Annotated in this window: 23 protein-coding genes and 1 tRNA gene; 3 read left to right on the top strand and 21 right to left on the bottom strand. The window is 24.1% G+C overall.

Translation table 4 applies throughout. The annotated features are described in order from the left end of the window. The 6 genes from AAHM99_RS05610 to AAHM99_RS05585 all read right to left on the bottom strand — a co-directional run. Positions 1-471, bottom strand: a 471-nt coding sequence (locus tag AAHM99_RS05610; protein ID WP_342275675.1) for a hypothetical protein, incomplete at its 3' end; no start/stop codon positions are given. Beyond that, on the bottom strand, positions 471-824 hold the full coding sequence (locus AAHM99_RS05605) for a hypothetical protein (protein ID WP_342275674.1): 354 nt from the start codon (positions 822-824) through the stop codon (positions 471-473). The genes AAHM99_RS05605 and AAHM99_RS05610, both read right to left, overlap by 1 nt. 160 nt (positions 825-984) lie before the next feature. Beyond that, positions 985-1395 (bottom strand): hypothetical protein, encoded by a 411-nt coding sequence (locus AAHM99_RS05600; RefSeq protein ID WP_342275673.1) that lies wholly within the window; start codon positions 1393-1395, stop codon positions 985-987. A gap of 119 nt (positions 1396-1514) precedes the next feature. Beyond that, the gene (locus AAHM99_RS05595; RefSeq protein WP_342275672.1) at positions 1515-1700 is read right to left on the bottom strand and encodes a hypothetical protein; all 186 of its coding nucleotides are present in this window, start codon (positions 1698-1700) and stop codon (positions 1515-1517) included. Positions 1701-1732: 32 nt separating this feature from the next. Further along, complete coding sequence (locus tag AAHM99_RS05590) at positions 1733-2929, bottom strand: hypothetical protein (protein WP_342275671.1); 1197 nt, start codon at positions 2927-2929, stop codon at positions 1733-1735. 73 nt (positions 2930-3002) lie between these two features. Beyond that, positions 3003-4382 carry a hypothetical protein gene (locus AAHM99_RS05585; protein WP_342275670.1) on the bottom strand — a complete coding sequence of 460 codons (1380 nt, stop codon included), beginning with the start codon at positions 4380-4382 and terminating at the stop codon, positions 3003-3005. Positions 4383-4707: 325 nt separating this feature from the next. Here AAHM99_RS05585 and AAHM99_RS05580 point away from each other — a divergent pair, with 325 nt between their 5' ends. Both AAHM99_RS05580 and AAHM99_RS05575 read left to right on the top strand, forming a co-directional pair. Beyond that, a complete protein-coding gene (locus tag AAHM99_RS05580; protein WP_342274827.1) occupies positions 4708-5004 on the top strand; it encodes a transposase in 297 nt (98 codons plus the stop codon). Positions 5005-5282: 278 nt separating this feature from the next. Continuing rightward, positions 5283-5846 (top strand): DDE-type integrase/transposase/recombinase, encoded by a 564-nt coding sequence (locus AAHM99_RS05575; protein WP_342274807.1) that lies wholly within the window; start codon positions 5283-5285, stop codon positions 5844-5846. A 596-nt stretch (positions 5847-6442) separates the two neighbouring features. On the opposite strand, the gene nadE is transcribed toward AAHM99_RS05575, so the two are convergent. The 9 genes from nadE to rpsP all read right to left on the bottom strand — a co-directional run bounded on the left by nadE (position 6443) and on the right by rpsP (position 11975). Next, complete coding sequence (nadE, locus tag AAHM99_RS05570) at positions 6443-7171, bottom strand: NAD(+) synthase (RefSeq protein ID WP_342275669.1); 729 nt, start codon at positions 7169-7171, stop codon at positions 6443-6445. A 1-nt stretch (position 7172) separates the two neighbouring features. Further along, positions 7173-8465 carry a GTPase ObgE gene (gene obgE, locus AAHM99_RS05565; protein WP_339029433.1) on the bottom strand — a complete coding sequence of 431 codons (1293 nt, stop codon included), beginning with the start codon at positions 8463-8465 and terminating at the stop codon, positions 7173-7175. A 25-nt stretch (positions 8466-8490) separates the two neighbouring features. Continuing rightward, positions 8491-8844, bottom strand: a complete 354-nt coding sequence (locus AAHM99_RS05560; RefSeq protein ID WP_339029435.1) for a hypothetical protein — start codon at positions 8842-8844, stop codon at positions 8491-8493. Between the two features lie 18 nt (positions 8845-8862). Next, complete coding sequence (locus AAHM99_RS05555; RefSeq protein ID WP_342275668.1) at positions 8863-9606, bottom strand: DUF3196 family protein; 744 nt, start codon at positions 9604-9606, stop codon at positions 8863-8865. Between the two features lie 100 nt (positions 9607-9706). Beyond that, positions 9707-10111: a 50S ribosomal protein L19 gene (gene rplS, locus AAHM99_RS05550; RefSeq protein ID WP_425288813.1), complete on the bottom strand. Its 405-nt coding sequence runs from the start codon at positions 10109-10111 to the stop codon at positions 9707-9709. Further along, complete coding sequence (gene trmD / locus AAHM99_RS05545) at positions 10111-10842, bottom strand: tRNA (guanosine(37)-N1)-methyltransferase TrmD (protein WP_339029441.1); 732 nt, start codon at positions 10840-10842, stop codon at positions 10111-10113. The genes rplS and trmD overlap by 1 nt, the downstream gene beginning before the upstream one ends. Next, positions 10842-11336 (bottom strand): ribosome maturation factor RimM, encoded by a 495-nt coding sequence (gene rimM, locus AAHM99_RS05540; protein ID WP_339029443.1) that lies wholly within the window; start codon positions 11334-11336, stop codon positions 10842-10844. Before rimM ends, trmD begins: the two co-directional genes overlap by 1 nt. Then, positions 11329-11589 (bottom strand): hypothetical protein, encoded by a 261-nt coding sequence (locus AAHM99_RS05535; RefSeq protein ID WP_342275666.1) that lies wholly within the window; start codon positions 11587-11589, stop codon positions 11329-11331. The genes rimM and AAHM99_RS05535 overlap by 8 nt, the downstream gene beginning before the upstream one ends. Before the next feature lie 2 nt (positions 11590-11591). Then, entirely contained in the window at positions 11592-11975 is a 384-nt protein-coding gene (gene rpsP, locus AAHM99_RS05530) for a 30S ribosomal protein S16 (RefSeq protein WP_342275665.1), read from the bottom strand. A gap of 202 nt (positions 11976-12177) precedes the next feature. On the opposite strand from rpsP, the gene AAHM99_RS05525 reads away from it, so the two are divergent. Next, positions 12178-13581 carry an ISNCY family transposase gene (locus AAHM99_RS05525; protein ID WP_342275664.1) on the top strand — a complete coding sequence of 468 codons (1404 nt, stop codon included), beginning with the start codon at positions 12178-12180 and terminating at the stop codon, positions 13579-13581. A gap of 287 nt (positions 13582-13868) precedes the next feature. Here the strand turns inward: AAHM99_RS05525 and AAHM99_RS05520 are convergent, their stop codons facing one another. From AAHM99_RS05520 to AAHM99_RS05495, 6 genes are all read right to left on the bottom strand, one after another. Next, positions 13869-15020: a hypothetical protein gene (locus AAHM99_RS05520; protein WP_342275663.1), complete on the bottom strand. Its 1152-nt coding sequence runs from the start codon at positions 15018-15020 to the stop codon at positions 13869-13871. Positions 15021-15149: 129 nt separating this feature from the next. Then, positions 15150-15920 (bottom strand): GNAT family N-acetyltransferase, encoded by a 771-nt coding sequence (locus AAHM99_RS05515; RefSeq protein ID WP_342275662.1) that lies wholly within the window; start codon positions 15918-15920, stop codon positions 15150-15152. An 85-nt stretch (positions 15921-16005) separates the two neighbouring features. Further along, positions 16006-16082 (bottom strand) — tRNA-Arg (locus tag AAHM99_RS05510). Between the two features lie 501 nt (positions 16083-16583). Beyond that, positions 16584-18179: a hypothetical protein gene (locus tag AAHM99_RS05505; protein WP_342275661.1), complete on the bottom strand. Its 1596-nt coding sequence runs from the start codon at positions 18177-18179 to the stop codon at positions 16584-16586. Between the two features lie 16 nt (positions 18180-18195). Beyond that, positions 18196-19515: a methylenetetrahydrofolate--tRNA-(uracil(54)-C(5))-methyltransferase (FADH(2)-oxidizing) TrmFO gene (gene trmFO / locus AAHM99_RS05500; protein ID WP_342275660.1), complete on the bottom strand. Its 1320-nt coding sequence runs from the start codon at positions 19513-19515 to the stop codon at positions 18196-18198. 343 nt (positions 19516-19858) lie between these two features. Next, the gene (locus AAHM99_RS05495) at positions 19859-21469 is read right to left on the bottom strand and encodes an ATP-binding cassette domain-containing protein (RefSeq protein WP_339029464.1); all 1611 of its coding nucleotides are present in this window, start codon (positions 21467-21469) and stop codon (positions 19859-19861) included. Positions 21470-21608: the final 139 nt, after the last annotated feature.

Genomic DNA, 21608 nt, shown 5'->3' with positions numbered 1-21608 from the left:
AGCTCTTTCTTGAGCTGATTTTGTTTCCTTATTAATTGGGTCTTGATAACATCCTGAGTTTTGACCAGGTAAACAACTTGGAAGAGTTACTTTTCCTAGTGCATTTTTATATACTTTTACAAAGTCATTAGAATTGACTCCATATAGTCTATCTGGATCAAGTTCATTTGTTGAATAGTTTTTAATAATTTTATTTGGATTTGAAGACGTTGTCTCTTGTAAAATTGGGTTTTTCAGAAATTCTTGAGAAAGTATAGAGTTCTTATCCCTATATTGCTCTCCTTGGTAGTTATAAAGTACTTCAGAACCTATTATTTTAGAATTAAGTTTTAAATCCTTTTCAATTTCACTAATTTGCAATTCAGCCTTTTCATTAAAACTCTTTCTTGTATTTTGTTCAAAACTGTTTGTTAATAATGGAGCAGTAGTTGAAAAAAGAGCTGCCATAGATAGTAGAAACTTTGCTTTCATTAATTTATCCCCCTTGTATTTGAATTATCAATTTCTTTAATGTTTGAATATAAGTAATCTATATATTCAGCTCTATTTGAGAAAAATTTATCATTTAGTCAAAATTGTTCAACTTCAATCTCAATTAAATTATTTCTAAAATTTAATAATTTCATAATGTAATACATTAAATTAGTTTTGTCTTTAAAATAGTATTTTATTCCATAAAAATCAAAATAATAAATAGTTGTCTCTTCAAAATCTAAACTATACAACTCATCATAGTTATTTTTACCTTGTACTAATTCTGAAAATAAAACCTTTTTACTTGGTATAAGTAAATGTTGATAATACATATTCCTTTGCTTCTTCAAATTTTGTAAAGTATCTATATTCGTTTTTGTTCAAATGAATATTTATAGAAAATTTGATATTCTTCTTTTTCCAAATTTTTCTAGCATGCTTTGAAGAGCCATTTGTTCATTATCAAATCTGCCTCCAAAAAAATCTGTATATCTTTCGCCAATTTTTCCACTAATTAAAATATTCCTCTAATAAAATATTTACAAGATCATCCTTATTTTCATTTTTATAGTTTTTGTCTTTAGAAGAGAAATAAACTTTTTTTCCATTCATTAAAGTCTCATTAATAATATCTCTTTTTAATTGAATAATAGCATCATCATAAGTTGGAAAGTATCTTTCCTGATATAAATATATATCATTTTTAATAGGTTTTTTTAATTGGGTCACTCTAAAGATTTTTGAAGGATCAAATTTTTTTGATGAAAGAATAAAATTTGTCATTTGATATTCTAATCTTTGATGAGTATCTGGTATTAATAATTGATAAGTTTTTGTACTACTTATAGGTATAAAATCTAGAATCTCAATAACAATTGAAGTTATAATTAAAGCCTTTTGTGCCTTAACAGATAAATCCAATACCTTTGTTACATATCTTTCAAAAACTCCATTATTTTGGGCTACTTTTTTTTTGAATATCTGAAACTAAATCATTAAATTTACTCTCAGCAAAATCTATACTCTTATCTGCAAGATGTTTAAGAATATTTTTTTATTTCATTTGAATCTTTTCTTGAGTTATTGAACTTACTAAATTCCTTTTTATTGACTAAAAAGTCTGTTATATAAGTTGCATCTTCAATACCAATTTTTTCTACAAAATCTTTTCATTCTTTTCTTGTATCAAATTTTAAAAAGAAATTATAATAAATTTTAGAGAGCATTAGAATTATCCTCTTGTGTGATATTTGTAAATCTAAAAGCCTCCTTCATTTGATATAGATAAATTGAACATAATGTTGAAAAAATCCATACTTTTAATATTTTTTAGACTATTAACAGCTGCATTGGATTCTCCAATAAGGCCATTTTTTGTTATTAAATATTTAAAGTCAGATAGTTCCCTTTCCGCCTTAAATCCTTCAAAAACAGTATTCACAGTAAAGTTTTCTAAACTTCCAAATCTATGTTCTAAAATACCTAAATCTACAATTGAATTGACATTCATTGTCACTAAAAACATTAATTGTTCTACCAAATAAACAATTGTAGAGCTTATTAAATTAAATAAGGCTTCTTTTGCACTCCCTGTTTCAGAGCTTACTAACTCTCAATTATTTTTATTTAAAATAATATTTTGTATATCTGAAGTTGATTCAATTATTGAATCACCTGTATAGACACCATCTTTTTCATCAATTTGTTCCAGATGATAAAGTCCTGGGGAGTTATAAATCTTATCAATTTTTGCCTTATCAACTTCAGTTGGATTTATAACTGATAAATCATTAACTTGACTATCTAAAAACTTATCTCCACTTTTAGTTGTATATTCTAATTCTAATGAGTTTTCTATTTGTTGTTTCAAACCTTCTTTTGTATATGCTAAATTTCCATAATTATATAAATCTTTACTTGGAAGGGAATTATTGTTTAAAAAATTTGAGTAATAATCCTCTTCTAAATCAGATTTATTTTCATATTCCTTACCATTTGAATAGTAAACTTTTTCTATTTTATCAAGATAACTTTTTTCAACTGCTTCTTTTGCAATTTGTTCATTAGATTCAGAAATAGCTTTACCATTTGCATCTTTATAAACTATTGTTTCATCATTTGAATCAGCTAAAACCTCAGGATATAGTTGTCCTAGCGAATCCATTACATAATCATCTACATTTTTATTTGTTTTTGTTTCTTTTATTTCATAAGAGTTTTCAATATAATCAAAAACCTCTTCAAAAGTTTCAAATTTATTTTCACCAAGAATTAATTGATTATAAACATCTTGATATTTTTGAGACTTTACTCCACTTTCTTTATTATATAAAAAATAGTCGATAGCCTCCATTTTTGAGTCAAATTTTTCTCCAAATAATTGATAATATAAATTATTGTTAGGATTTTTTCAATCACCATTTTCATCAATGTTACGACTACATGCTACTACCATTGATGCAGAACTTGCTCCAATAGATAGTGTACTAATATTGTTAGTATCTTTTTAATACTTCTCACCCTCTCTATTATTTTTTAATGTATTTAAAAATATCTTTTAAAAATTTTTGAATGCTAAATTGATTATTAATGATTCTGAATTTTATGTATGAAATAAATTCAGTAAAAAATATTATTGAAATATTTAACATAAATACTACTAATATGAAAATAATAATAATTGAACTATTATTTTTTGCAATTTCATTAATAGTTGCTGAATTGCTCTTAATATTAAATTTAATATTATTATATTGAGTTAATTCACTTATCATTAATCTATTATTTTGAATATTTTTAAATAATGTTTTTTGATATTGATTAATATTAATTATACTTTTAAAAATAGTTGAATTATAACTAGAAATATCTAGCAACTTATACGTTCTTATTTTTTTAAAACTTAGATTATATTCATAAGCTATTTCTTTATCAATGCCTATTGTATTAATAATATTAAAGTAAATTGAAGGCTCAATATTTGTCTTAAAAAAATAATTAAATCCATATCTTTTAAAATCTTTATAAATATATCTAAGTTCATTATCTTCAATATCTATGTTTTTAATATCCTTTCATAAAAAAGAATTTATGACATTTAATCAGTAATCCATTTCATATTCTTTAAAGTATAAAAAACTTTGAAAAACCTCGATATAACTTCTTTCAGTTATTTCATCAATTTCTAAGGGATTACTAATATAATTTATAAGATAAAAATAAAATATATCTTTATAAAAATTGTTAATAAGACCTATTTGAAAATCGCTTGCGTTATTAATTTTTAATATAAGTTTGCCATTTTTAAAGTCCAGTTGAGAGACCAAGAATTTTAGTTCATTAATTTTTTGATCATCTCATAAATAATTATTTTTTAGTGTTTGATTAAATTTTTCTAAACCTCTATAAAAATTGCTTGATTCTTTAAATCAAACTGTTATATTAGACATTATTTTTTCAAAATCCTCAGATTTCATTAAATTTTTTCAAATTAAATTTATTCCGTCACTTTTGTTATATTCATTGTTAATTTTATAATCATATACATTACAAACCGGATATATTTCTTTATTTACATATACAATTTCAGTATTATAACCCTCACAAAAATTAAGCATATATTTAGTATATTCATCAAAAATGACTTCATTTTTATAATTAATAATATTTAAATTTTTAAAATTTATATTATGAATAGGATTATTTAAAGCTGCAGCAATTAAATTAATATCTTCAAAGGAAAAATTTAATTTTTTCTTATTTTTTGAAACTTCATCTACTATTTCATAAGAAACTCTTCTTTCTGAAATATTTTTTTGAACAATTGTTAAATGTAAAATATTCATTAAAGATAAAATTACAAATAAAGAGCTAAAAATTATACTCGATACTTTATTTGAAATTATCATTACTCCTGAAATAATTAAAAAACAAAATGGAATATACAATATTAATAAGAGTTCTTTTATAAGAAATACTTTAAAAACAAAACCAATATTATTAAATCCTATTATTCAAAAGTGAAATAAAATAAATATTGAGTGAATAGAAGAAGTTACAATTAATAAAATAATAAAACTACTCAATAATCATAGACAAATATATCTAAAAATATATAAATTTCTATATGCATCTCTTTGAAAGAAATAGTGTAGTGTAACCTTTTTTCGGACACATTTTAAAAATACTTTATATATTGATATAAAATATTTGTGAACGAAGAGAGGTTTTATTTTGACTAAGTATTCAATCGATCAAAAAATTGAATTAGTATTAAATTTTTATAAATCAAATTTGTTATTATCACAATATTCAAAAGCAGTAGGAATTGATAAATCAAGATTAAAAAACTGAATAAAAACCTATGATGAAAATGGAAGAAGTGGCTTCAAAAAGTCCTTTAAAGCAAATAATGAGGAGATTATAAATTTAAAAAAAGGGCTTAAAAAATCAAAAAGAGAAAGTGAAGATTTAAAATTAAGAGATGAAATGTTTAAAGAATTAAGAGAATTGATTGATAGAAAGAAGTAAATAAGTGAGAGTTAAACACATTTAAATCAAAAGTAGTTTATAACTTTGCAATTAAAAACCCAAATATTGCAATTAGAAGACTTTGTAGACTAATTGATCTAGCAAAAAGTACTTACTATGATTGAATATCAAAAGGTAAACCAAAAATTAAGGCTATTAATTGAGATTTGGTTTTGAGAATTAATGATGTTTATAAAAATGAAGTTAAAATCTATGGATCTAGAAGATTATTGAAGTATTTAAATTTAAATTGTAGTCATAAAAAAGTTCTGCGAATAATGAAGTTTCTAAAGTTAAAACCTAATAACTATAAAATACAAAAGAATAAATCAGTTACTCCAGAAAAAATTGGTAAGTATCCTAGATTATTTAAATATCAAACAGATTTGAAAAATTATGGAGATATTTTCTCTGTAGATATTACAGAGAAAATAATAGCAGGATGCAAACTATATACTTGCGCCTTTTATCATGTAAACACTAAAAAAGTTTATGGTTTGGTAACTAAAAATATTAAAGGTATGAAATTAGTATTAGAGTCATTTTTTAATATGGTTAATGAGTTTGGAACATTTAAACCAAACTCAATTATTCACTCTGATAACGGTTCAGAATTTAAATCTTATCAATATCGTTTAGCTACAATGTGATTTGATTTTGGTTTAAGTATGTCTAGAATAGGCAGATCAACGGACAATGGATATATTGAAGGTTTTTGAAGCACTCTTAAAAGAGAAGCAATCAAGGAAGGTTATAAATACAATGTTGTAAATGAATATATTTATAATTTGAAAATGTATCAATATTTTTATAATACTAATAGAGTTAGTTATAAAATATAGGTGTCCGAAAAAAAGGAACAGTACACTTTGAAAGAAATAGTTAAGAATTTTTACTTTTTTTAAATAATTTATAATTACAAATGATATAAAGGGAATTATGCAAAAATAAATAAATCAATCAACATAATAAACTAAAACATTTATAAGGATTAATTTATTTTCATCAGCTGAGCTTTTTGAATTATACGATAAATTTGATTTATATGTAAAAAAGGCTATATTAAAAATTAAAAAATATATTAAAGTCAGTGAAATTAATATTATTCATGACTTTGCATTTTTAATATGCTCTTTAAAAAAATCAAAATTAATATGCATTTTCCCACCTATTATTCTTACTAAAGTTTTTAAATACTAGTTACTTAATATAAAACAAAATTTAATATGTATAAACTAAATTCAAACTTTTTAGAATTAAATACATAAAATAATCTCAATTTAAAAATTTAAATAAATCTATTTATTATTCACCACATTATACTTTTTTATTATATTCATTATTTACTTCTCCTTTCAAATTCATTTTATCAAAAAATAATTAAATAAGTGTTATTTTTTTAAATAAAAAAAACTTTAAAGTTTAAAACTTTAAAGTACTATCTAATATTTTTTGGAGCTGGAGCAGGTTTTCTTTTATGTTCTGAAATTTTGTGCAAATAATCAACTCTTTCTTTTACTTGAATATCCACTAATTTACCACTAATATAATCATCGATTAAATCATAACTAAAACCTATTTCAGATTCATCTGTTTGATCTTCTCATAAACTTGCAGTTGGAACTCTATTTATAATTGATTCAGGCACACCTAAAATTTTTGCAGCTTCTCTAACCTCTCTTTTTAAAAGATGAACAATTGGTAATAAATCCACTCCTCCATCACCAAACTTTGTAAAATAACCAATATGTCATTCATCAGCATTATCAGTTCCCAAAACTAAATAATTATGAGTTTGAGCCATTGAATAAAGTGTTGTCATTCTTAATCTTGCTTTAGAATTTGCAAGAGCTATTTTTGATTGTTCAATTCCAGATTTATTTAATGAATCTGATAGAACCTCAAATGTTTTAGATAAATCAACTGATACATTTTTTAAATTAAGCTTATTAATTAATTCTAATTTGCATTTTTCATCTAACTCACTTGATTTACATGGCATTCAAACAGTCACATAATCATTTGGAAATGCTTTTTTTGCAAGAGCTGCAACAACAGCTGAATCAATACCACCACTAATTCCTACAATAACACCTTTTTGATTTGCTTTTTTAACTTCTTGTTGTAATCAATTTACTAAATAATCTAAATATTCTTTTAATTGCATACTAATCCATTCACTCCAATTCTATATCAAAAACTTTAACTACATCACCACGTTGGGCTCCTTTTTCTCTTAAGATATTATAAACACCTAAATGTTTAAGTTTTTCATTAAACAGTAGTAAATTATCATAAGTTGAGATTGGAGTTTTTTGATACGCTTTATAAACATCCTCACCTTCAATTCTTCATCTACCATTTCCAAGATTTTTGACTTGAATATCTTTTAAGTCAGATTCAAAGTTATAAACTTTATAATCTTGAGGATTTTCATCTTTTATTTCTCATAAAGGAATATCTTTTACTATTTCTAAAGTAGAACCTATTTCTAATAATAATTGATCAATATTAATTTTAGTCAATCCAGAAACTTCAATAATTTTTTTATCTTTATATTTTTCCTTAAAGTATAAAAGATTTATTTTAGCTTCATCAATATCAATTTTATTAGCTACAATAATTTCAACTCTTTTTTCTAAATTAAAATTATATTCAATAAGTTCTTTTCTAATCAATTCATAATTTTTTACAACATCTTCTGTTGCATAATTTCCTGACATATCAATAACATGACAAATTATTTTACATCTTTCAATGTGTCTTAAAAATTCATGACCTAAACCTTTTCCTAAACTAGCTCCCTCAATTAGTCCTGGCAAATCTGCTACAGTAAAAGTTCTTCCGCTTTTATCTCTACTTACTCCTAATTGTGGATTTAAGGTTGTAAAAGGATAATCTGCAATCTGAGGTTTAGAGTTTGAAATAGCTCTTAATAAAGTAGATTTTCCAGCATTTGGAAGTCCAACAAATCCAACATCTGCTAATACTTTTAATTCCGCTTTAATATTTACTTCTTGTCCTGGGTCTCCTGCTTCAAAAATTGTTGGAGCTTTATTTCTTGAATTTGCAAATCTTGCATTTCCTCTGCCACCTTTACCACCTTGAGCCAAAACTTCTTGTTGTCCATCACTAATAAAATCAAATAATAATTCCTTTGTATCATTATTATAAATAATTGTTCCTACGGGGACTTTGATGTAAGTATCCTTACCATTTTTACCATGCATATTTTTAATATCGCCTTTAAAACCATCTTCTGCACTGTAAAATTTTTGTAATTTTAAGTCTAATAATGATGATTTACCTTCATCTGCTATGAAAATAATATCACCACCTTTTCCACCATCACCACCATTGGGTCCTCCATTTGCTACATATAGTTCATGACGAAAAGAAACAGCTCCATCGCCACCTTTACCTGATTTAATATTAAAATGCGCTAAATCTACAAATTTCATGAACTAAGTTCTCCTCTTTTATATACTATTCTAAACTATCACTATTCATTGATATTGATATTTCACCATTGATCAATTGAGTATAACAATTATGACATAAAAATGTTGGCATACCAATTGAAGCATTATAATCATCTAACTCTTGCCATGCTTCAATTTGAGGCTCTATCATGTCATTTAACTCATCATCGTCAATTTCAGGATTTTCATCCAATATTTCCTTTGCAATTTGGCCAAATGTTTTTGGTGCTTTTTCATCTATAAAATCTATTTCATCAATACCACAAACTGAACAAGTAACTCCAAATAATTGCATCATTACATTTTTTGGGTCATTAAATTTTACAAAATCCTCTTCTGTGAAAGTTGTTTTTATCATAATTTTTACCTCTTTTCTTTAAATGATATTATTTAACTCACTTAATAATAACATTGTATTTTCCTTATTAAAATCTATTTTTAATTCTAAACCCTCTTCTAAACTAATTCCTAATGAATCACAAGCCTTCATAATAATTGCCATTGCTAAATCATTTAATGTAAAGTTATCAAAATTTAAAATTGGAAAAACATTGTAAAAATATGAGTTTGCAATGTGTTGACAAATTGTAAATAAACTTGGATTTGAATCATAAATAGTTTGCTCTATTTTTAATTCAATATCTTTTAAAATTTCTTGTGCTTCTCTTAAATTAAATTTTGAAGGATTTATAGATATAGTAGAACCATTTTTTTCAATAAATATTTCTTGATCTACTAATTGTTCAATTAAAACCATAATTAAAAATGTTTTATATTCTGCTTTTATCTCACCATCTAATAAATAAACTTTAATTTCTTCTAGAATTAATCTAGCATTTAATCCCCTCAAAGCATCAAAAGCCATTAAATGAGATTCTTGATCTAATTTTTTGGACATAATATCAACAACTTTATCTGTTGTTCAATTTATAAAATTTTTTTCATTAAAATTAAGTTTTTCCATTATTTTTCTTTGCATTTGTTCCAATTGCTTTTCAAAATCTTGAGGTACATATGGAGCATTTAATTCCTCACAAACAATTTTAAAAGCCTGATCATAATCATTTTTAGCCATTGCTTCACTAATTTTTTGCATTATTTCTTCATAATAATTTTTCATAAAAGTACCTCTTAATATCTAATATTTTACCTTTTTTAAGAATTAAATAAATAGAAACAAAAAAATCTTTCAAATGTATGAAAGATTTAAAATTAAATAATTATTTTTTAACTGCTTTTTTAACTGCTGAAGCATCTTTTGTTTTATTATTAATAACTTCTTTAATACGTGCAGCTTTTCCAGTTAATTTTCTAATATAGTAAATTCTAGCTCTTCTTACACGTCCACGTTTAATTATTTCAATATTTTCAATAATTGGTGAATGAACTGGGAAAGTTCTTTCAACAAAAACTCCATTTGAGTTTTTTCTTACACAAACTGAATATGAAATTCCACTTCCTTGAGTTTTAATAACTACACCTTCAAATGCTTGGATACGGAATTTTTCTCCCTCTTTAATTTTTACATTAACTTTGATAGTATCTCCTGATGTAAAATTTGGAAGATTAGTATTCAATTGTTCATCAATTAATGCTTTTGTGTTTTTTGTTAACATATTCATAATTATTTATCTCCTTTCATTTTTTTTAATTTTTCTATAAATTCTAAATCTAATTTGCTTAATTCACTCTTTTCTAAAAGATCTGGTCTTTTATTAAAAGTATTTCTTAATCTACCTTCTTGACGATATTTTTCAACATTTGCATGATGTCCACTTGTTAAAACCTCTGGAGCTTTTTTACCTCTAAAATCAATTGGCTTTGTATAGACTGGATGATCTAATAAGTTATTTTCAAAACTATCATTTATATGTGAATCTTTTGCAATTACACCATCTAATAATCTAGTTATAGAATCTAAAATAACTATACTTGCTATTTCACCACCAGTTAAAACATAATCGCCAATAGATAATTCTAAATCAACATAATCTAGAATTCTTTCGTCAAAACCTTCATAATGACCACATATTAATATTATATGCTCATATTTTAAAGAATACTGTTTTGCCAAATTTTGATTTCAAGTTTGACCTTGAGGACTTGTTAAAACTACCAAACTATTTTCCTTTTTACAACTTTCAATTGCATTAACGACTGGTTCTACCATTAAAACCATTCCTTTTCCACCACCAAGTTGATAATCATCAACTTGATTATGTTTAAGGGTTGTGTGATTTCTAAGATCAATAATTTCAACATCAATGCTATTTTTTTCGATTGCTCTCTTAATTATTGACTCTGATATATAAGAATTAATTAAGTTGGGAAATAAAGTTATAATTGAAAATTTCATTATAATAAAACCTCAATTTGCTTCATATATATTTTCTTACTTTCAATATCTATTTTTTCCAAATAGAATTCAACGCAAGGAACCCAAATTTGCTTATTGTCTATTTCAACTTTTATCAAGTCATGTGCACCATTAAACATTTCATCAATAACTTTTCCATAAGAATTTTTTTGATAAAAACATTCAAATCCAATATAGCTAAATTCCTCTTCAACAATCTCAGATTCTTTTTTTACATAGACCAAACTATTAATTAATTTTTGAGCACTTTCAATATCTTTAATATTTTCTAAAGCAATTATGTGTTTTTTATTTAAAAAGTAAGATTTTTCAACTTCAAAAACATCTAAGTTTTTAGAACTACTTTCTAAAAAGAATTGCTCCTTTTTTATATCTTTAACAAGAATTAAATTACCTTCCAACTTAAATTTTACTTCACCTTTTAAACCATGGGTTGCAACAATTTTTCCTATTTTTTGTAAATTATTAAACATGTAGTTCAAAAACCTCTAAATCTATAATAATTTTCTTAGAAAAAATAGATACTTCAGAATTACATAAATTAGTAATTGCTTCTATAAAACCCTCATTTTTTTTGTTTTTAAAAAAATCTTCATTCTTTTCTTCAATTACAAGAATAAATTCATAAGTTTTATCAGTTTCGTATTTTTGCTTTAAAACATATAATATGTCTTTTGGAATAATGTCTTTTAAAATTCTTTCAAATGTCTTAAAAACATCTTGCATCACTATTTATCTGAATTATTTTCTTTTGTTTCAGTAACTTTTTTAGTTGGTGCCTTTGCAGTTTTAGCAGCAGTTGTAACTTTTGGTTTTGCTACTTTTTTACTAGCTTTTGGTTGAGCTTTTTTACTTTCCAATTTAGCATTGTGTAAATCAGTCATAACTCCTTCTTTTGAAAGAATATTTCTTACAGTATCAGTTGGTTGAGCACCTTGTTGAAGTCATTTTAAAACTATTTCCTTTTTAAGACTTACTTCTCCATTAATTGGATTGTATGTACCAATTAATTCGATGTATTCTCCATCACGTTTAACACGGGCATCTGAAGCTACAATTCTATAAAATGCAGCTCTTTTTTTACCAGCTCTTTTTAATCTTAATTTAACCATTTTTATCCTCCTTTTTTCTATTTAAGAACATTATTAATATTAAACTAAAAAAAAAGTTTGTCAAGTTAAATTACTTAACAAACTTATTTTAAGTGTAAATAACATATGATAATGTCTCAATGTATAACAAATAGAAATGTCCCAATATTTATATAAATATTGATATCCTCCAATTACAATTAAGTATTAGAGGTAACAAATTATGAAATTAAAAAGGAAATTAAGTTATATGGAGAATTTAAAATATAAAACAATTAAAAAAGTTATTTCTGGGGAAATAACAAAAATGAGAGCAGAGCAAATTCTTAACTGCACACGAAGAACAATTAATAGAAATATTAAAAGATTATCAAATGAAGGTATATCTGCATTTATACATAAAAACTGAGGTAAATTATCAAATAGATCTACACCCTATGAAATTGAACAAAAAATATTAAATTTGAGAAATGAAAAATATCATGACTATAATCTAGTTCATTTCAAAGAATCCTTAGAAGAATATGAAGATTTAAAAGTTAGTTACACTTACTTAAGAGATTTATTATTTAAAAATGAGGTTTACTCCCCTTATATGCACAGATCAACTAGAAAAGAATTAATTAGACAATTAAGACAAAAGTCCTTAGAAAATAAATTAACAAATAAGGAACAAGAGTTTTTTAAAGATAAGATTATTAGTTTAGAAGAATGTAGACCCATGCAAAATAGAAAGGAATATTTTGGAGAAAGAATTCAAACAGACGCATGTAGCCATAATTGAGTAACCAATGAAAAATGATCGCTACATGCTTTCATTGATGACTCAACAGGAAAAGTATTAGCAGGTTATTTTGATTATCAAGAAACATTATTTGGATATTATACAGCTACAAAACAAATGTTTCCAAATTATGGAACTCCTGAGGAAATACTTACAGATAAAAGAACAGTATTTTATTATAAGACAAAAGAAAAAGAGTCTACTGAAACAGACTCTAATATACAGTATGCCTTTACGTGTCAACAACTTGGAATTAAGCTAACAAGTACTAGTTGCGCGCAAACCAAAGGCAAGATTGAACGTCTTTGAGGTTCTTTTCAAAAACGACTTCCCCAAGAACTAAGACAATTCAATATCAAAACTATTGAGCAGGCCAATGATTACTTAATTAATGTTTTCATACCTAATTTTAATCACAAGTTCTCTACTCAAATTGATAATAACAAAAATAAAATGAAAATTTGAAATAAAAATACGGATATTAATTTTGTTTTAGCTAGAAGAGAAGAAAGACAAGTTCATAAAGGTGGAATAATTAAATATAAAACAAAAACATATTTAACATATGATGGATACGATATAACAACTTTTGCAAGTAAAACAAAATTACTAATAACTGAAACATATGATAATGAGCTCTATGCAAATTATACAGATAAGTTCTATAGATTAGTGGAAGTCAAAACTAAAAATACACCAGTTGGTCAGGTTAATGAAGTTAAAAAAACTGAGTCTAAAATTAAAAAACCTAGTGTTCCATCTAATCACTTTAAATATACAAATTATATTTACTTTTCTAAAACATGAAAGGAACAATATAAAAATCGTAGATTTACAGTTTAATAAATCTACGATTTTGAGACATTTTCATTTGTTATTGACAGTTAAATTACTTAACAAACTTATTTTAAGCACTTATTATGAGCATAAAATATTACTCTATTTGAAAATATGTCCTCTTCTTCAAAATGCTCATAGACATCTCCATCTGAAATTCGTATCTTGCATTTATAGCAAATTTTAGCGTGTATATTTCTTTTCATATAACATAATATTAAAAGTAATATAACATATAATATTTTAAATTTTATATAATATTAGAATTTAGAAATATAAAAAGATTTTAAAATCTATCTTGCAAAAAATTTATTTCATAAACCTATAAATATTCAAAACATTATAAGAATAGTAAAATTAATAATATAGTATGTATTTTGATCTTTAGATATTGATAATATATTTATTACTAAAGTAGTAATAAATATTATCAATGGCACTATAAACGTTTCAATTGAGTTTATTAAATTGAATTTAGATTGTTCTAAAAGTTCTAAAAGACCACCAAATACATATGTTAATAACATTGTTGAAAATACAATATATAAAATACTTTTTAATAGATTAAGAAGCTCTGAATTATATCAAGCTGGCTCTTCTGAACCATTATTTGTTGATACATCTGGAAAGAAAATAACATTAAGTATAATATTTGCAAATATTATTGAAATAATTACGTAATAAACTAGTAGATGCAACCAATATATTTTAATATTCAATTTTTTTGAAGAAACAATAATTGAGATATTGTAATGAATCATAGCAACTATTAACATTGCTAATGCAAAACCAGCAAAAAAGTAATTGTTTATTTTAATACTATTTAAAGACATTATAACTCCGGCAATTACAAAAATAGTCATATTTAATAAAAATGCCATAAATAAAGAATTTTTAAATTTAGAAATATATAAGCTAGATATTTTTCATCTACTTGCATGACTATTATCTAAATTATTTAGAGCTAAATTATACTTAATTGAATCTCAACTTGTATTTGTATAATAAGCTTCTGACATTTTTAATTCTTGTAATCCCCTTTGATTTTTAAGTGTTCTTTCTCTTTCAATATTAAAAGTTTCTTTGACATTATTTGAAATTACTTCTATTGCCTCAGAAAATACTTTTATATCCTTTTCTAATAATAAGTTATTTGCTAATTTATCAATAAAATCTGATAAATAATTTGGTATATAACTAATAGATTTAAAATCCTTTAAAGCTTTTTTAGCTCCATTTAAATCATTTGCTGCAATAATTTTTTTTAAATTATCAATATAAATAATAGTATTTTCAAATTGAAAAAGAATATTATCTCTCAAATTTTTTCTATAAGTTTTAAGATTTACAAATCTTGAAAATAATAGACTTTTAATTGCTCCATAAATAATTGTAAATATTGTACCTAAAAGAATTAATTTAAAAGGATCAAATAATTGAAACATCAATTCTCCTTCACCTTTATCCTTTAAATTATTAACTCAAGCACTATAAAAATAATACATAAAAAATAAAAAACATATAAAAACTAACTGTATACTAAATTTTTTAATAAAATCACCTATATTCTTTTGTTAGTAAACTAACTTAAATTGTTCTAATCAGAAATTTTCTTCTGTAAAACCTAATTTTTTATAAATATTAAAAGCCATTTTACTACCAAATAGACATGCTTCCTTTTGGCCCTTTTCTAAACATCTATTTATTAATGACTTCATTAAAAAAGTGGCAAGACCTTTTCCTCTTGCAACTTCTAACATTGCAATATCATCAATAACAGTTATATTTTCATCAAAGTGAGTTAAATGACCTGTTCCTACATATTGACCATCATATTTTATAATGTAAAGCTCGCTTACCTTTTGATACTCTTCAAAAATTCCATAAAATTTTTTAGAATCTGTTACTTCATCTGAAAATATTGTTCCAACTATCTTTACAAAATTATCTAATTGCTCTTTAGTATCAACTTTTATAAATTCAGCCTTTTTAACACTATATTTTTCATACTTTTGTAAATTTTTTAAATTAAGCGACATAAATTGATAATTAATCTTAAACTTAATTTCATTAATTAGTTTTTGCTTTTGATAAGCTTTATTTGTAAAATTAGTTACAAACTTTGGACTATACTTTTTAATTTCATTAAGTCCCTTAAAATTATAATCTCAATTTTTCTTTATAATTGAGGTTGGATGATCATTAAAAGATAATAATTCATGCTCATTTATTTCTAACTTGTTAATTTCATTATTGACTGGATCAACATAATAACTTAAATAAACTTTTGCAATTGTGTCATATTTTTTTACTTCTGATATTTTTGATTTATATTTGAATTCCATTTTTATTACCTCTAAACCTCAACACACTTATTTTACAAAAAAATAAAAAAAATGCTAGCAAAAGCTGGCATGTATTTTTTAAAATTGGCGCCCACGAGAAGATTCGAACTTCTGACCCTACGCTTAGAAGGCGCATGCTCTATCCTACTGAGCTACGTGGGCAAAATAAGACAAAATAATAATAGCAAATTTTAGACAAGAATGCTACAATTTTATCTCTTTGGTTATAAAAATATAGTTTTATAACTATTCTAAAATTTAAATTATTTTACTTTTTTACCAAATTTATTAGATTTATGAGTTTTTTTATTTTTTATAGGTAAGGTTTGCTTTTTATAAAATCATTTATTTAAATATTCTAATTTTAGTCTATCTTAAAACTTTAATATGCAAAGTAAAACTAGTAGAGTAATCATTTGATATTATTTCTCAATTACTTTTATTTTTAAAAGTATATATATTAAAAATTAACATTAAAATATATAAAAGGCAATAAAAATATTATTTAGTCTTTAAAAATATGCCTACTAAGTACTTATAAAATATTTTCTGTTTAAAACACTCATAGGATTTAAACAGACAAATAAATAACTTTATTTTAACTTAACTAAAATTGTTCTAAGATTGAACATTTAAAAATAAAGAATTTATATTATAACTAATCTATTTTTTTCATCTTAATAATTTTAAAGGAAGTTCCAAATTTGAAATATACATTTTAGATTTTTCAAAGTCTTTGCTTAATAAATTTTCATATTCTTTACACATATTTTCAAATTTTGAATAAAGTTTTTTTACTAGTTCTTGTGTTTGAACAGTGTGATCTAAAGGATGAGGGCCCATTAAAATAAGAATGTTTTTAAAAAGTTCAAATAAGTCATAATTCATTTTTGAAGCTGTTGTATTTTCAACTCCAAGCAATAAACTCATTATTTTTCCAATTTTATAAAAGCATTTTTTATCATAAAAGTCATCAAGTTTTGTATATTTTAATTCTAAAACTTCATTGATATCATCTTCAGAAATTAAAAAGTCAAATTCTAATAGATTTTCAACATCTAATTTTCTTTTAAATTTATCTTCTTTAGTTTCTTCAAAAAGATTTAAAACATCAACAAAAAGCTTTTTCTTTGGTTTTATTCTTGAATCTATTAAATTTGGTAAATACTCGTGAATTAATAAAATTAATCTTAATTTTGCAAGTACTGTATATATTATTTCAGAAGTTCTAAAAAGAGCTTCTTGATTATATGAAATAAATCTTTCCTTTTTTGATTCAATATAAGGAATTAAAACTTCTATATTAATATTTTGATTTGCAAAAGGTGATAAGATTTTAATATTTGATTTTTTTAATTCATTCTTTATTTCACCATTTTCATTAATATACTTATCATCAGATATAAATAAAGGCAGATAGTTTTTTAATTGATCAAATAACTCCTCACCATCATCAAGCATAGTAACTGCACTAATTTCTTCTTTCATAAGAATAGTTGTTAATTTTGTTAATTGGAAAAGAGCTTTAAAGCGTTCTTTTAAATCAAAACTATTTCATTTAGATGATGAAAAATTACTTAAAAAGAAAAGTCACTCTTCATCACTTTGAATCAATTCATAAGTTTCATTTAAATAATCTAACTCTTTTTCTCTTCATTCTCTTCCAGAATTAAATTTTCTTAATAGAACATCTCTTTGATAACATTTTTCAATTCTCTGATATAAACCCTGTTTTTCTTGAATACCTATTAAACTTAAAGTGAAAACAAATGGATAAATTGTTGAAGCTTTTATTTTACCATCATCAGCTTCATAATTAATGTCATACTCATAGTTAATTACTAATTCTCTGATATAAGCTTGAGATAAATTTTTTCACATTTCATATGTTCTAAAACAATATTCATTAATATAAGGTAATAATAGATTTGAGATTATATCTCAACATAATTCATAAGTTTCCTCATCCTTTAAATTTGCTTTTCTCGGTTTGTCCTTTACAAATCTATATCTAATTTTATAGATTTCTTCATATCTTTCTAAAATATATTCTGTATATGAGTTATTTTCCTCCAATGGAATTTCTGTTAAAACAATTCCTCGATATAAAGAATATTGAATAACTCCTAAATAAACTACTGGATATAAATTATAAATAAGTTCCTTTTGAGTTGTAATATAGTATTTAAGTTGTGCATTTTCGTGTACCAAATTATGTAAACCATACCAAAAAATACTTTGTTTATCAATTTCTCTCATATTAACCTTTCGCTATTTATACTAATGTTTTAATAAATTGCTTCATTGAATTTAAAGCTCTATTTGAATACATATCTTTTTTTTCTTCTTTTTTAATTTTAGACTTAATTTCTAAATTTTCAACAATACTTCAATTTGCTTTCATAGGTTGAAAATTTTTTGAACTTGTTGAAATAATATAATTTTGTAATCCACCCATTACAGTATTTATTGGAAATTTCATAAGCTCTTGTTGATTTAATAATCTTGCAATATTTATAGCAGCTATGATACCTGATGAAGTTGATTCAACATAACCCTCTACACCTGTAATTTGTCCTGCAAAGAATATATTATTATTTGATTTTAATTGATTGAATTCATTTAAAACAGTTGGAGAATTTATAAAGTTGTTTTGGTGCATAACACCATATCTTATAAAGTTGGCTTTTTCTAAACCAGGAATTAATCTAAAAACTCTTTTTTGTTCTGGTCATGTTAGATTTGTTTGAAATCCTACAAAGTTATAAAGATTATCTGCAGCATTATCCTGTCTTAATTGAACTACAGCAAAATTATTTGTTCCATCAAAATTTCTTAAACCTGCTGGTTTAAGAGGGCCAAAAGTTAAAGTTTCAAATCCCCTTTTTGCCATTACTTCTAATGGCATACAACCTTCAAAGTATTTTAAATTTTGTTCCGATTCTAAATGTACAGGAGCTAATTTAGCAGATACTAACTCCTTATAAAATAACTCATATTGCTCTCTGTTCATAGGACAATTAATATAATCTTGAGTTTCTCCTTTTTCATAACGATTCTTTCTAAATGCTATATCCATGTTTATTGAATCCTTGGTTATTATTGGTGCAACTGCATCAAAGAAATAAAAATAATCTTGTCCAATTAACTTCGAAATCTCTGACTGTAATGTTTCACTAGTTAATGGACCTGAGGCAATTAAAGTTATTTGAGTTTCATCTATTTTTTTAAATTCCTCTTCAATTACTTCAATATTTTTATTATTTTTCATTTCATCAGTAATGTATTTTGAAAATAATTCACGATCTACTGCAAGACTACCTCCTGCTGGTATTTGAGCAAATTCAGCAGCTTTAATTATTAATGAATCAAACATTCTCATTTCTTCTTTTAAAGTTCCTACCGCATTTTTTAAATCACTTGATCTCAAAGTATTTGAACATACTAATTCAGCAAAATAATCCAATTTTTGTACTGGATTTCTTTTTAGGGTCTTTTTTTCATATAATTTAACTTTGATATTTCTTTTTGACAATTGGTAAGCTGCTTCACAACCTGATAATCCAGCTCCAATAATATTAACTATTCTTTTCATTGTTTAATTATAACAAAAAAAGCGACTTAAAAATAAAAGGTAAATATCAATTTATCTAAATTAATTATCTTGATAAATTATTACTAAATAAGCAGTTAAAAACCTATTATTAATATCTTGACTCTTTTTAAGATTCATCCTTTATTTGCATAAAGAAGTAGAATTACTTTTTTTTTTTTTTTTACATTATTAACTATTTAATTTAAATATCTTAATTTCGTCTTATTTCTCTATTTTTTATTTTTTGTATCTTTAAAGAAGTTATCTTTTTATTTCTTAGATAAATAAAATAGAAATCTCTAATATTAAAAAATGCACAATATAACATTGTGCATAAAATATTTTAAGATTCTCATTTTAATTTAAATGAAGCTGTCACTGTAAAGGCACTTACCAATGCTATTGAAACTGCTAAATAAATTCCAGTCTCTAAATCAAATATAAATCTTCCTGCTCAAGCATTTGTAAATGGTTCCATGCAATATTTAAATATATTTAAATAAGTTGCATATTTTAGAACTGGACTATTCATAATTAAATCAATTGGTAAGAATGAACCACCTAAAAAAGCAATTGGCATATATATAATATTTGAAACTGCAATATAAGTTGTTGTTGATTTAAATATACTTGCCAATAGCATTCCCATTGCGACTGCTTGAACTAATGTCAACAATAAAAATGGAATTGATTCTCCAAATTGTACTGGTAAAGCAACATTTGCTCATCCAAACTCGCCACCAAACATTATTCCAGCTCAAAGTAAAGTTCATAAGAATCCCATAAGCATGAAAACAATTCCCATTGCTACAACAGTTAGTATAAAGAATATCGGTTTTATATTTGTTGCACCAATTCTTTTCATAAGAACACTATTTTTAAATTCTAAAATTGTTTGTGGAATTATAAAAACTCCCACAGAAATTATTTGCATTATTGCTAATGATCCTATTAAGTTATGTAATAAAGCATATTTAGGTTGACCACTTGATCCGGGCATTTCCATTGTTTTGAAAACAAACCCTTCAAGAAATAGAAGAATCAATGGGAAGAAAAATAAGAAGAATGGAACTGCAAAACCTTTTGCATAGTATTTCATTAAAAGTTTTATTAAAGGAAGGTTTTTCCCTTTATTTTTTTCACTATTAATAATTCTATCTAATTTATTTTTATTTTCCTTATCTGATTTTTCAATATCTTTTTTTAAATCAGCTGATTTTTCTTCTTTAAATTTTTTTCAAGTAAAATTATGAACTGACCCATATTGTTTTACTAAATCTTTAACAAGTCCTTGTTCTCTAATTTTTCCATTATGAATATAGATATATTTATCACAAAGCTCTTCAATTTCACTCATCATATGTGTTACCAAAATCATAGCTTTATTTTTACTTACAACATTTTCTTTAATAACATCAAAGATTTCACTTCTAACTTCAATATCTAATCCTGTTGAAATTTCGTCAAAGATAACTAAATCAGGATTGTGAATTAAACTTAGAAGTATATTTACTCTTTGTTGTTGACCACCACTTAAACCCTCTAAAAATTTATTTTTAAAATTTTCAATTTGAAATTTTCTTAGGATTTCAATTAATTTCCCCTGAGTCATTGGTATATTAAAAGTTTCTAAATAATACTTAATCATATCCAAAACTGTAATTCCAATTGGATATTTTGATTCTTGGAATTGTAATCCAATTGTCATATTTTCTTGTCTTTTAATTTTACCTAAAGTTGGTTTTCTAATACCTCCAAGTATTTCACTCAAAGTCGATTTTCCCCCACCATTAGGACCAATAATACCGATTCTATCTCCTGGATTTATCACTAAACTAACATCATCTAATGCATTTTTATTTTTATAAGTTTTTGTAATATTAGTGATCTCAATTAGAGGGATTGTTTCGTCAATACCCAATTCTTTTTTGTTTATTTGCTCTTTTTCTATCATAATTATTCCTCTCATTTAAATTTTAGACTCAATAAGTATAATACCATTATTTTAGTTTTAATTTAATAATAAAAACTAAAAAATATTTTATTATGAGTAATAAGCGATTATGTCCCTACATATTAACAAGCGACTTTGT

The organism is Spiroplasma endosymbiont of Cantharis lateralis (assembly GCF_964030855.1).
In the GTDB taxonomy this organism is placed as follows: Bacteria; Bacillota_I; Bacilli_A; order Mycoplasmatales; family Mycoplasmataceae; genus Spiroplasma_A.
This window is presented reverse-complemented; position numbering and strand designations above follow the sequence as displayed.